Source organism: Micrococcus sp. GPGPB33, from assembly GCF_037853785.1.
Taxonomy (GTDB): domain Bacteria; phylum Actinomycetota; class Actinomycetes; order Actinomycetales; family Micrococcaceae; genus Micrococcus; species Micrococcus luteus.
In genome coordinates this window covers 1,529,908-1,541,545 of sequence record NZ_JAQMWO010000002.1, presented here as the reverse complement: position 1 = coordinate 1,541,545, position 11,638 = coordinate 1,529,908, and the positions used below count along the sequence as shown (strand labels likewise).

General features: G+C 75.9%; 11 protein-coding genes and 2 pseudogenes. 5 read left to right on the top strand and 8 right to left on the bottom strand.

Annotated features, from left to right (window positions below; all coding sequences use genetic code 11):
- Positions 1-4: 4 nt before the first annotated feature.
- The 8 genes and pseudogenes from mtrA to POD19_RS07365 form a co-directional block, all read right to left on the bottom strand.
- Entirely contained in the window at positions 5-685 is a 681-nt protein-coding gene (gene mtrA, locus POD19_RS07400; protein WP_060974204.1) for an MtrAB system response regulator MtrA, read from the bottom strand.
- Positions 686-837: 152 nt separating this feature from the next.
- A complete protein-coding gene (locus POD19_RS07395; protein WP_340309411.1) occupies positions 838-1,269 on the bottom strand; it encodes a hypothetical protein in 432 nt (143 codons plus the stop codon).
- Positions 1,270-1,944: 675 nt separating this feature from the next.
- A complete protein-coding gene (locus POD19_RS07390) occupies positions 1,945-2,334 on the bottom strand; it encodes a chorismate mutase (protein WP_060974202.1) in 390 nt (129 codons plus the stop codon).
- A 9-nt stretch (positions 2,335-2,343) separates the two neighbouring features.
- Positions 2,344-3,480: a tRNA 2-thiouridine(34) synthase MnmA gene (gene mnmA, locus POD19_RS07385; RefSeq protein ID WP_036315990.1), complete on the bottom strand. Its 1,137-nt coding sequence runs from the start codon at positions 3,478-3,480 to the stop codon at positions 2,344-2,346.
- 39 nt (positions 3,481-3,519) lie between these two features.
- Positions 3,520-4,720, bottom strand: a pseudogene (locus tag POD19_RS07380) (cysteine desulfurase family protein).
- A gap of 36 nt (positions 4,721-4,756) precedes the next feature.
- A complete protein-coding gene (locus POD19_RS07375) occupies positions 4,757-5,446 on the bottom strand; it encodes a potassium channel family protein (RefSeq protein WP_036315984.1) in 690 nt (229 codons plus the stop codon).
- Positions 5,439-5,714, bottom strand: a complete 276-nt coding sequence (locus tag POD19_RS07370) for a potassium transporter TrkG (protein ID WP_284144257.1) — start codon at positions 5,712-5,714, stop codon at positions 5,439-5,441. The genes POD19_RS07375 and POD19_RS07370 overlap by 8 nt, the downstream gene beginning before the upstream one ends.
- Before the next feature lie 2 nt (positions 5,715-5,716).
- A complete protein-coding gene (locus POD19_RS07365) occupies positions 5,717-6,796 on the bottom strand; it encodes a TrkH family potassium uptake protein (RefSeq protein WP_340309409.1) in 1,080 nt (359 codons plus the stop codon).
- A gap of 65 nt (positions 6,797-6,861) precedes the next feature.
- On the opposite strand from POD19_RS07365, the pseudogene folP reads away from it, so the two are divergent.
- The 5 genes and pseudogenes from folP to POD19_RS07340 all read left to right on the top strand — a co-directional run.
- Positions 6,862-7,839: pseudogene (folP, locus tag POD19_RS07360) on the top strand (dihydropteroate synthase); the annotation flags it as partial.
- A gap of 10 nt (positions 7,840-7,849) precedes the next feature.
- The gene (locus POD19_RS07355; RefSeq protein ID WP_340309408.1) at positions 7,850-8,641 is read left to right on the top strand and encodes a pyrimidine reductase family protein; all 792 of its coding nucleotides are present in this window, start codon (positions 7,850-7,852) and stop codon (positions 8,639-8,641) included.
- Positions 8,638-9,591: a J domain-containing protein gene (locus POD19_RS07350; protein ID WP_340309407.1), complete on the top strand. Its 954-nt coding sequence runs from the start codon at positions 8,638-8,640 to the stop codon at positions 9,589-9,591. Before POD19_RS07355 ends, POD19_RS07350 begins: the two co-directional genes overlap by 4 nt.
- A gap of 40 nt (positions 9,592-9,631) precedes the next feature.
- Entirely contained in the window at positions 9,632-10,192 is a 561-nt protein-coding gene (locus tag POD19_RS07345; RefSeq protein ID WP_340309406.1) for a tRNA (cytidine(34)-2'-O)-methyltransferase, read from the top strand.
- 7 nt (positions 10,193-10,199) lie between these two features.
- Positions 10,200-11,630, top strand: coding sequence for an anti-sigma factor (locus tag POD19_RS07340; RefSeq protein ID WP_340309405.1), 1,431 nt, complete (start codon positions 10,200-10,202; stop codon positions 11,628-11,630).
- Positions 11,631-11,638 lie beyond the last annotated feature (8 nt).

The window sequence follows — 11,638 nt, the reverse complement described above, 5'->3', positions numbered from 1 at the left end:
GCGCTCAGCCCTGGCCGGCCTTGTACCCGACGCCGCGGACGGTCAGCACGACGCACGGGTTCTCGGGATCCGGCTCGACCTTGGAGCGCAGGCGCTGGACGTGGACGTTCACGAGCCGGGTGTCGGCCTGGTGCCGGTAGCCCCAGACCTCCTCCAGGAGCATCTCGCGAGTGAAGACGTGGCGCGGCCGCCGGGCGAGGGCCACGAGGAGGTCAAACTCCAGCGGGGTGAGGGCGATGCCGACGCCGGCGCGGGTGACCTGGTGGCCCGCCACGTCGATCTCGAGGTCCCCGATGTGCAGGACCTCCGCCGGCTTGGCCTCCCCCTCACGCAGGCGCGCCCGGACGCGAGCCACGAGCTCGGCGGGCTTGAACGGCTTGGGCACGTAGTCGTCCGCACCCGACTCGAGGCCGCGCACCACATCCGCCGTGTCCGACTTGGCCGTGAGCATCACGATCGGCACGTCCGACTCGGCTCGGATGAGCTTGCAGACCTCGATGCCGTCGATGCCGGGGAGCATGAGGTCCAGCAGCACCAGATCGGGGCGCTCGCGGTGGAACGCGGGCAGTGCGGAGGTGCCGTCTGCGGCGAACGTCGGCTCGAAGCCGTCGTTGCGCAGGACGATGCCGATCATCTCGGCCAGCGCCTCGTCGTCGTCCACCACCAGGATCTTGGCCTTGCCCATCCTGACCTCCTCGTCAGCGCTCCCCCCGGCGCCGCGGGCGGGACCGGCCCCGGGCACAGGAAATTTTCAGGATCAGCCCGATGATACCCGCCGGGCGGGCCCGTCCCCGGCGGACGACGCCGGAGGTCGCCCTGGTCTGTCGGGGCGCCGGCTCAGCCGCGCAGCTCGGCGAGCCGTGCGGTCAGCTCCTCCGCGTCCCGCCGCAGAGTGCGGAGCACGGCGGGGTCGTGCGACCCCGCCGCCGTGAGGCCGACGTCGCCCACGCGTCCGGGGTCCACCCCCAGCCGTTCCCACGTGCGGACGACGTCGACCGGACGCACGCCCGGCTCGGGGGCCAGCGTCAGCCCGCGCCCGATGTCGGCCCAGCCCGCCGCCGCCTCCCACGCCTCGCGGGTGCCGGGTGTGCCGTCCGCGCCGTCGTCGAGGGCGCCCACCCCCACCACGAGGGAAACTGGGGCCGGAGCGGGCGCGTCCGCGGCTGCGTCGGGCCTGGGCAGGGACTCTCCCGTCAGCGTCGCCAGCGCGGCGGGCCCGGGCAGCTCGGCCCCCGGGGAGGCGGCCCGGCGGCCCGGCGCGAGCCACACCCGGGCGACGTCGGGCAGGGCGGTGAGCCCGTCGAGGGCGGCGCGCCACAGCCCGCGGGCCTCCTCGCGCCGCAGCGACCGGACGGTGCGGTACCCGCTCGCGGTGGGCAGGGTCCCGGCGAGGACGGCCGCCGCCCACGGCTCGTCGACGACGACGCCGAGGCGGGCCGCGCCGGTGGCCCTCCGGAGGCGGGGCAGGGCATCCTGCAGCCCCGCGAGATAGGACTCGGCGACGTCGCGGCGCGCGCCGTGGTCGCCGAGGACGCGCTCTCCCCGGGCAGCCAGAGGCCGGCGAGCAGGCTGAGCGGGCCGCGCACCCGCACGGCCAGACGTTCGACGACGGCGCCCTCGGCCCCCGCGGTGTCCGCCCAGCGGTGCGCGTCCTCGTGCCAGAGGGAGACGGCGCGGCGTCGGTCACGGCCGGAGCCGGCGGCCCCGGGCGGGCTGACCCGCCAGCCGTGCGGCTGCAGGTCGACGGCCAGCTCCTGCAGGAGGGCGGCCGAGCGGCCGGTGGCGTCGGCGCCGGGTCCGCGATCGGGCAGCTCGGGGAGCACCGGCCAGTGGTCCGCGCCGAGTTCGCCGAGCGTGACGAGCTGCGCCTCGGCGACGTCGGTGCCGCGCCACGGCGTGCCGCCGAGGGCGACGGGGCCGGTGGCGCCGTCGTCGTGGGCGGCCTCAGTCATCCGCGTCCCCGGGGCTCTCCCCCGGCTCCGCCTCGGCGTCCGGCCGGCCCTCGGCCGCCAGCGCGCGGTGGTGGCGGATGACCTCGGCGATGATGAAGTTCAGGAACTTCTCGGCGAACGCGGGCTCGAGGTCCGCCTCGAGCGCGAGTCGGTGCAGCCGCGCGATCTGGGCGGCCTCACGTCCGGGGTCCGAGGGCGGCAGGTCGTGCCGGGCCTTCAGCGCGCCGACCCGCTGCGTGAACTTGAACCGCTCGGCCAGCAGGTAGACGAGCGAGGCGTCGATGTTGTCGATGCTGCCGCGGATCGCGAAGAGCTCGTCGAGGACCGCCGGGTCCGCGGTGCCGGGCAGCGAGCTGGCGTGGGGGTCGTAGTCCGGGCTCATGGCCGAAGCCTACGCATCCGCGGGGGCGGACAGCCGGGCATTGCGGGCGGTGTCGATGGTGGCCTGGCCGAGCACGCGGGTGCCCCGGTACAGGACGGCCGTCTGACCGGGGGCCACCCCGCGCAGGGGGCGCGCCGGCTCGATCTCCCACCCCGGGTGCCCCGCCGCGTCCGCGCGCTGGCGGGCGCGGGCCTCGACGATCTCGCCGTGGGCCCGGAACTGCAGCGCGCAGTCGAACCAGGCGCCCGTGCGGGCTTCGGGCACCGGGGCGCCGGCCCAGGACGGGCGGATGCCGGTGATGCGGTCGACGTCGAGCAGCTCGCGCCCGCCGACGACCACGGTGTTCTCCTTCGGCCGCACCTCGAGCACGAACCGGGGCTTGCCGTCGGGCGCGGGACGGCCGATGGCCAGGCCCTTGCGCTGGCCGACCGTGAACGCCTGGGCGCCCGCGTGGGTGCCGAGCTCCTGCCCCTCCGGGTCGACGATGGGGCCGGGGGCGAGGTCGATGCGCTCGGCGAGCCAGCCGCGGGTGTCGCCGTCCGGGATGAAGCAGATGTCGTGGGAGTCCGGCTTCGCCGCCACGGACAGGCCGCGCTCGGCCGCCTCGGCGCGCACGAGCTCCTTGGACGGCGTGTCCGCGAGCGGGAAGAGGCAGTGGGCGAGCTGATCCGCGGTGAGCACGCCGAGCACGTAGGACTGGTCCTTCGCGTCGTCCGCGGCGCGGTGCAGCTCCAGCGAGCCGTCCGGACCGGGCCGCACGGCGGCGTAGTGGCCGGTGCAGACGGCGTCGAAGCCCAGCTCGAGGGCGCGCTCGAGCAGCGCCGCGAACTTGATGCGCTCGTTGCAGCGCATGCACGGGTTGGGCGTGCGGCCGGCCTCGTACTCGGCCACGAAGTCGTCCACGACGTCCTCCGCGAACCGCTCGGAGAAGTCCCACGTGTAGAAGGGGATGCCGAGCCGCTCGCACGCGCGCCACGCGTCCGAGGCGTCCTCGATGGTGCAGCAGCCACGCGAGCCGGTGCGCAGGGTGCCGGGCATGCGGGACAGGGCCAGGTGGACGCCGACGACGTCGTGCCCGGCGTCCACGGCACGCGCCGCGGCGACGGCGGAGTCGACTCCCCCGGACATGGCGGCCAGGACCTTCACGGGCGGACTCCTCTCTCGACGACGGACGGGCGCTCCAGTCTAGACGCCCGGCCCCAGCAGCGTCCGCAGCGCGTCGATGAGCGCGGCCGTCTCGGCCAGCGTCGTCGTCCGGCCGAGGGTGAACCGCTGGGTGGCCCGCGCGTCGGCCTCCGTCCGCCCCGGCAGGGCCGCGACCACGTGCGACGGCTCGGCCACCCCGGCGGTGCACGCCGACCCGGACGAGGTGTCCAGTCCGGCCATGTCGAAGGAGAACAGCAGCGCGTCCGCCGTCCGGCCCGGCACGGTGATGTGGACGTTGCCGGGCAGTCGGCGCGTCCCCGGCGGCAGCGGCTCCCCCGTCGCCGGGTCGAGGTCCCGCGGCCCGGTCAGGCGCACCCCGTCCAGGGCGTCGACGGCGGCGATCACCTCGTCCCGCAGCCCGCCCAGGCGGGCGGCCTCGGCGGGCTGCTCCGCGACGGCCTCCGCCACGGCGGCCGCCAGCGCGGCGGCCAGCGCCACCGACACCGTGCCCGAGCGCAGGCGGCGTTCCTGACCGCCGCCGTGCACCACGGCCTCCAGGGTGACGTCCCGGCGCACGAACAGGGCGCCGACACCCACGGGGGCACCGACCTTGTGCCCCGAGACGGCCAGGGTCGCGGCCCCGGACGCGGCGAAGTCCACGGGCACCGCCCCGAGGGCCTGGACGGCGTCGGTGTGCAACGGGATCCCGTGGTCGGCCGCGAGCCGGGCGGCCTCCGCGACGGGCTGGACCGTGCCGATCTCGTTGTTGGCCCACATCAGCGTGGCCAGGGCGGTCCGCTCGGGCGCGGCCGCCAGCGCGGCCCCCCATGCGGCGAGGTCGACCCGCCCGTCGTCGTCGACCGGGACGAGCACCGGCTCGGCACCCTCGTGCGCAGCGAGCCAGTCCACCACGTCGAGGACCGCGTGGTGCTCGATGCCGGTCAGCACGATCCGGGTGCGCTCCGGCGCGACCGCGCGGCGGGCCCGGTACAGCCCCTGGACGGCGAGGTTGTCCGCCTCGGTGCCCCCGGACGTGAGGATCACCTCGGGGGTGCGCCCCGAGCGCCGCGGCGATGCGCTCCCGCGCCTCCTCGAGGTGCAGCTTGGCCCGGCGGCCGGAGGCGTGGAGGGAGGCCGGGTTGCCCGGCAGCGCGGCCGCCTCGGCCAGGGCCGCGAGCGCGGTGGGGCGCACCGTCGTGGTGGCGGCGTGGTCCAGGTGCACGCGGTCCGGGGTGGTCACCCGGCCAGTCTAGGAGCCGCGCCGGATGTGCCCGGATCAGTCCCGGGCGAGGAACCGCTCGACGTCGCGGGTCGGGCCCACCAGGAGGATCGTGTCCTCGGGCTCGAGGACGTAGTGACTCGGCGGGTAGAGCCACGTGCCGCGGCTGCGGACCGCGACCACGCGCATGCCCCGCTCCCCCGCGAGCCCGGTGGCTCGCAGGTCCCTGCCCAGCAGGCGCGACGGCGGCGTGGCCCGGACCATGGCCAGGCCCGGCTCGACCTCGACGAAGTCCTGGAAGGACGTGCTGACCAGGTGCGCCACGCGGCGGCCCATGTCCCGCTCCGGGTGGACCACGTGCTCCACGCCGAGCTGACGCAGGATCTCGCCGTGGCGGTCGTCATTGGCCTTGGCCCAGAGCTGGTGCGTCCCGAACCGCCGCATCAGCGAGACGGTGAGGATCGAGTCCGCGAGGTCGCCGCCGATGGCGACGACGACGTGGTCCATCTCGTGGACCGAGAGCTGGCGCATCGCCTCCTCGTCCGTGCTGTCCGCGCGGACGACGTGGGTCAGCCGGCCGTTGAGCGCCTGGACGGCCTCGGCATCGGCGTCGACCCCCAGCACGTGGCAGTCGGACTCCATGAGCTCGCGGGCGACCCCTGAGCCGAACCGGCCGAGCCCGAGGACGGCCACGGTGGGGCGGTCGCCCCGGCGGGGGGCGAACAGGGAACGGGTGAGATCAGCCAATGAGGGGTCTCTCCTTCGGGTACTCGAAGTGGCGGGTGCGGTCGGTCAGGGCCAGGCTGCCGGCGACGGTGGCGGGGCCGATGCGGCCGACGAACATGAGGAGCATCAGGATGCCCTGCGCGGCCGGCGGCAGCTGGGCGGTGATGCCGGTGGACAGGCCCACCGTGCTGAACGCGGACACGCACTCGAACAGGATCTGGTCGGTCGTGAACGAGGACAGGCCCATGAGCGCCATCGTGGCGACGGCGATCGCGGTCGCGGAGAGCATGATCACGGTGATCGCCTCGCGGTGCGTGGTCCGGGAGAGCCGGCGGCCGAACGCATGGACGGCGCCCTCCCCCGGATCTCCGCGAGCACGATGAACAGCAGGACGCTCGCCGTCGTGATCTTCACGCCCGAGGCGGTGCCGGCGGGGCCGCCGCCGATGAACATGAGCACGTCGGTGGCGAAGAGCGTCACGGGGTGCATCTGCCCGTAGTCCAGGGTGTTGAAGCCGGCGGTGCGGGTCGTGACGGACTGGAAGAACGCCGCGAGCACGCGCGAGGCCGGGTCCAGACCGCCCAGGGTCCGCGGGTTGGACCACTCGAGGACGAGGTACATGAGCGTGCCGCCCACCAGCAGCACCGCGGTGCCCACGAGCACGAGCCGGACCGTGAGGTTCCACCGCTCGGGTCGGCGCAGGTCTCGCCGCAGGGTCAGCACGACCGGCAGGCCCAGGCCGCCCAAGATGATCGCCGCCGCGATCGGCAGGCAGATGAACGGGTCCGAGACGAAGCCCATGAGGTTGTCGCTGAACAGCGCGAACCCGGCGTTGTTGAATGCGGAGACCGCGTGGAAGACCCCCTGCCACAGTGCCTGGCCCGGGGACATTCCCGCGCCCAGCCAGAAGCGCAGGCTCAGCAGCAGCGCCACCGAGGCCTCGACGGCCGTGGAGTACAGGATCAGGGCCCGCAGCACCCGGGGCAGGTCCCCGATCCCCTCGGCCCGGGTGGAGGCCGCGGCGTCGAGGCGCTGGGTGAGGCCGAGCCGCCGGAGGATCACCAGCCCCAGCAGCGACGTGAACGTCATGACGCCCAGGCCACCGAGCTTGATGAGCGCGAGGATCACGACCTGGCCCAGGGGTGTCCAGAACGTCTGGGTGTCCACGACGCCGAGGCCCGTCACCGTGGTGGCGCTGGTCGCCGTGAACGCAGCCTCCAACGGGGTGGGCGCGCGGCCCTGATACGAGGCGGGCAGCAGCAGTGCGCCGGTGCCCGTCACGATGGCGACGAGGAAGGACCCGACCACGAGCTGGGTCGGACGGATGCGGGGCCGGCGCGGGCCGACCCGCGGCGACGAGGTGGATGCCACGGGAGGGAAGCATAGTCCTCCCGGGGCGCACTGTCACTGTGCGGCGCCGGTGGTTGAATGGCCGGGTGCCGACCCCCTCCGTCCCCCTCGTCCACCCGGTGCACCGGTTCGCCCACCACGAGATCGACTTCCGCCGCCGGATCGTCACGATGGCCGTGGTCAACCGCACCCCGGACTCCTTCTATGACGACGGCGCCGGCGCCGTCCTGGAGGACGCCCTCGCCCAGGCCCACGCCGCGGCGGACGCCGGAGCCGAGTGGGTCGACGTCGGCGGCGTGCCGTTCGCGCCCGGGGCGGAGCTTGACCCGGCCGAGGAGGCGGCGCGGGTGGTCCCCCTGATCGCGGCCCTGCGGAGCGGGGACGGGGCCGGGTCGTCCGAGGCGTCGCGCCGGCTGATCCTCTCGGCGGACACGTTCCAGCCGGCCGTGGCCGAGGCGGCCCTGGCCGCGGGGGCGGACGTCGTCAACGACACCACGGGGCTGTTCCATGCGGACCTGGGCCGGGTGGTGGCCGCCGCGGGCGCGCACCTCGTGGTCACCCACTCCCTCGCCCACGTGCACGGACCCCGGGCCGTGGTCCCCCGGCCGACCTACGGCGACGTCCTCAGGGAGGTCCGCGACCACCTGCGGCGCACCGTCGACCGGGCCGTGGCGCTCGGCGTCCCCGAGGAGAGGATCATCGTGGACCCCGGCCACGATCTGAACAAGAACACCCGGCACACCCTCGAGATCACGCGGCGGCTGGACGAGATCGCCGCCCTGGGGCTGCCCGTGCTGGCCGCGGTCTCGAACAAGGACTTCATCGGCGAGAGCCTGGACCGGCACCGGCACGAGCGGCTGCCCGGCTCGCTGGCCGCGGCCGCGGCCTGCGTGTACGGCGGCGCCCGGATCCTGCGCATGCACGACGCCGACGCCTCCGTCTCGGCGGCCCGCATGCTCGAGTGCGTGTTCGGGTGGCGTCAGCCGGCGCGCCTGGTCCACAACATGGGGGCGGAGAACCCGCCGCCGGACCGCAGCACCCTGGCCGGACACCGCGCCCACCGCGGGGGCGGGCATGAGACGGCTGACCGAGACCGGCCCCGGCCTGGACGACGACGCCCTCCGCGCCGCCCTCGCGGCCCCGGCGGCCGAGGACACCGGCCCCGGACCCTGGGTCCGCGTCGTGTTCATCGCCTCCGCCGACGGTGCGGCCACCCTGGACGGCCGTGCGGGCGGGCTCGGCTCCCCCGCGGACCAGCGGCTGCTCTCGCTGTCCCGGCACGACGCCGACGTCGTGCTCGTGGGGGCCGGGACCATCCGGGCCGAGGGCTACGAGGGAGCGCTGCTGTCCGAGGAGGACCGGCGTCGACGCGCGGAGGCCGGCGGGCCCGCGGACCCGCCCGTGGCCGTGGTCAGCGGCAGCCTGGACCTGGACCTGGAGTCCGCGTTCTTCACGGCCGCCCCGGTGCGCCCCTGGATCCTGACGTCCCGGGCCGCCCTCGCGGCCGAACCGGAGCGGGCGGCGGCGCTGGCCGCGCACGCGGACGTGCTGGCGGTCGGCGAGGAGCACGTGGACCCCCAGACCGTGGTGGCCACCCTGCACGCGCGCGGCGCCCGCGTCGTCCACTGCGAGGGCGGACCGCGCCTGTTCGGCAGCCTCGCGGCGGCCGGCCTCGTGGACGAGGTGCACCTCACCGTGGCGCCGCTGCTGGCCGGACCCGCCGCCGGCCGCGTCCTGACCGGTGAGGACGGCCCCGGCCTCCCCGCCCGGCTGCAGCTGGTCCAGGTGCTCCACGACGACGGCATGCTGTTCCTGCGCCTGCACCACGAGCGGCACGCCTCCCCCGGCCCGGATCCCACGCCGTGAGCGCGGCCGAGGAGCACCGCACCGCCTACGAGGTCCTCGGCGTGCCCCGCGACGCGACGGCCGAGGAGGTCCGGCGGGCCTACCGCCGCGCGGCCCGGGCCGCGCACCCCGACGTGGGCGGCGACCCCGCCGCCTTCCGGGCCGTGACGCGGGCGTGGGACCTGCTCGGCGACGCCGAGGCCCGGCGCCGGTACGACCTCTCACTGCCCGTCCCGGACGTCGGTGCCCGCAGCCCCCGCGCGACGGCCGGATCAGGGCGGGCGAGACCGTCGGGACGGTCCGGACCCGGCGGACGTGCCGACCGCCCCGTGCGCTACGAACCCCCGCCCGGCGAGGCGGAGGCGGACCCGACCGTGCTGGACCTGCCGCGATCGAGCCAACGCGTCCACGGGGCGCCGCGGCCGCGCGGGATCCTGCCGGACGAGCACCGGGTGCTGCGGCAGGCCCGCACCCTCGACGTGCTGCTGCGCCACGTGGCGGACGCGCTGCCGGCCGCCCGGGTCCTGACCGGGCTGCGGCTGGGCGGGCGCTGGGGACGGCACCTCGACGTGGACCACGCGGTGCTGTGCGGCCACCGCCTGGCGCTGATCGGCTCCGTCATGGTCCCGGAAGGGACCTACACCTGGGACGGGGCGGACCTGCGCTCCCGGGGCCGCCCCGTGGCCCCGCCGCTGCTCGGCCCCGCGATGATGGCGTGGCAGCAGGCCCTGCCCCAAGTCACCGTCGGCGGATTCGTGCACGTGATGACGGACCGCGACGCGCGGCACGCCCCCGTGATCCGCCACACGCGCGGCGCCGACGCGCCGGAGGCGCAGGCCGACCTGCTCACCGCCCCGCCCGCACCCGGGATCGCGTTCGCACGCGAGGTCGCGCTCTTCCTGGGCACCGGCACGGACCCGGATCTCGTGGACCGGCGCGCGCTCGGCGCGCTGGTCGACCGGCTCCACTGAGGCACGTCCCCGCCCGGCGGCGCCCCACTAGGCTGGGCGCGTGCCCGACTCCCCCACCCCACCCCGCCCGAACCCGCACGAGGGCGCCGACCGCGCCCCGGCGCCCGGCACCCCCGGCTTCCGGATCCTGCTGCTCACCCCGGAGATCCCCGGCAACACCGGCAACGCGATCCGGCTCGCCGCCCTCACGGGGGCCGAGCTGCACCTCGTGGAGCCGCTGGGCTTCGGGTTCGAGGACGCCCACCTGCGCCGCGCCGGCCTGGACTACCACGACCTCGCGGTGGTGACGGTGCACCCGGACCTCGACGCTGCGCTCGCTGCCCTCGCCCCCGCCCGTGTGCTGGCCTTCACCGCGCGCGGGTCCGTGCGGCACGACCGGGTCGCCTACCGGCCCGGCGACGTGCTGCTCTTCGGCCGCGAGTCCACCGGCCTGCCCGAGGAGGTGCTGGCCGATCCGCGGGTCACCGAGACCGTCTGCCTGCCCATGCAGCCGGCCCGTCGGTCCCTGAACCTGGCGAACGCCGTCTCCATCGCCGTGTACGAGGCCTGGCGCCAGCACGACTTCGCCGGATCCGCGGTCCGTCCCGATTCCCTAGACTGAGGCCACCATGCAGACTCCTGACGCGTCCGAGCCCCACGTCGACCGCCCCGATGACGCCGGCCAGCCCGCCCTGGACACCCTCCTGCGCCGCAGCGCCGAGGGTGACCGGGCCGCGTTCTCCGCGTTCTACGACGCCACGGTCCCGTGGGTGCACGGCCTGGCCGAAGCGATGTTCGGCCCCGGCGACGACGCCGCCGCGGCCACGGTCCGCACCTACCTGACGGCGTGGGAGGAGGCCTCCGAGGCCGGGCTCGACCTGAGCGAGCGTGACGACGCGACCCACCGTGAGCGTCAGGTGTTCACGTGGCTCGAGGTCCTCGCCCACCGCGTGATGACCTCGCTGCGTCGCGCCGGCGGCTCCGCGGCGGAACGTGGGCGTCGTCCCGGCCCGGCCGGGCCCGCGCCGCTGCCCGAGGACCTCGTCGGCCGCGTGGCCCCGGACGCCTACGAGGCCGTGCGACTGGCGTGGCTGGGCGGCTGCACCGACCGGGAGGTCGCCGATCGGCTGGGTCTGCCGGCCGGCCAGGCCCGCACCCTCCTGCGTGACGGCGTGCGGCAGGTCGTGGCGGCCCGCCGCGACCTCACGCAGGACGCCGCCCGGCCGTCCGCGCCGGCCCCGGCGACCGGCCCGGCACTCGGCGCGGACGTGCGCGAGGACGTGGACGCCGGCCGCACACTCGAGCTGGCCGACCTCTCGGCCGTGCACGCGCTCGACACGGCCGGGCACACCGCGGCCTTCTCCGCCGTGCAGCGGCGGGGCGGCGAGCTGGCCCGGTGGCGCTCCCGGGTGGACGGTGCGCGCCAGGCGGTGGCCTGGGCGTTCCGGTCCGTGACGGCCGAGCCGCCGTCGGCCCTGCTCGACGAGGTCCTGCGTCGCCTGCCCGCCCAAGACGTGGGCATGGACCTGATCGGCGACGAGTCCGCCCCCGCCGGCCCGCCGCGGGACCGCCTGCGCTGGCTCAAAGTGACCGCCCTCCTGCTGCTCGCGGCCCTCGTGCTCGGCGTCGGCGGGTGGACGGTGTGGAGCCAGTTCACACGGCCGGGCATCGTGCACCGCATCGACCAGTCGAAGGACCTGTTCACGACCTCGGAGTACCCGGCCCAGGACGGCGGCACGGTCCAGGCGTTCCTGTCCCGGGAGCAGAACAGCGGCTACCTGACGATCAGCGGGATGCCCCAGCTGCCGGAGGGCCAGTCCTACCAGCTGTGGCTCTACCCCTCGGACGGGACGGCCCCGGCCTCGCTCGGCACGTACGACGCCAACGGCTTCGGCGAGCCCATCACCTTCCGGGGGCTGGACCGCTTCGCGGCGATGGGCATCTCCGTGGAGCCCAGCTCGGGCTCGGAGGTGCCGACGTCGGAGCCCGTCGTCGGCGTGGACCTCGACCCCACCGCGCAGACCGGCCCGCGCTACGGCGGGCGACCGAGCACCAACTGAGAGGTCCC

Coding starts and splice junctions, on each gene's coding strand:
- mtrA (WP_060974204.1), bottom strand. CDS start 685: ATGGGCAAGGCCAAGATCCTGGTGGTGGACGACGACGAGGCGCTGGCC.
- POD19_RS07390 (WP_060974202.1), bottom strand. CDS start 2,334: ATGAGCCCGGACTACGACCCCCACGCCAGCTCGCTGCCCGGCACCGCG.
- POD19_RS07370 (WP_284144257.1), bottom strand. CDS start 5,714: ATGCTCTCCGCGACCGCGATCGCCGTCGCCACGATGGCGCTCATGGGC.
- POD19_RS07355 (WP_340309408.1), top strand. CDS start 7,850: ATGAGACGGCTGACCGAGACCGGCCCCGGCCTGGACGACGACGCCCTC.
- POD19_RS07340 (WP_340309405.1), top strand. CDS start 10,200: ATGCAGACTCCTGACGCGTCCGAGCCCCACGTCGACCGCCCCGATGAC.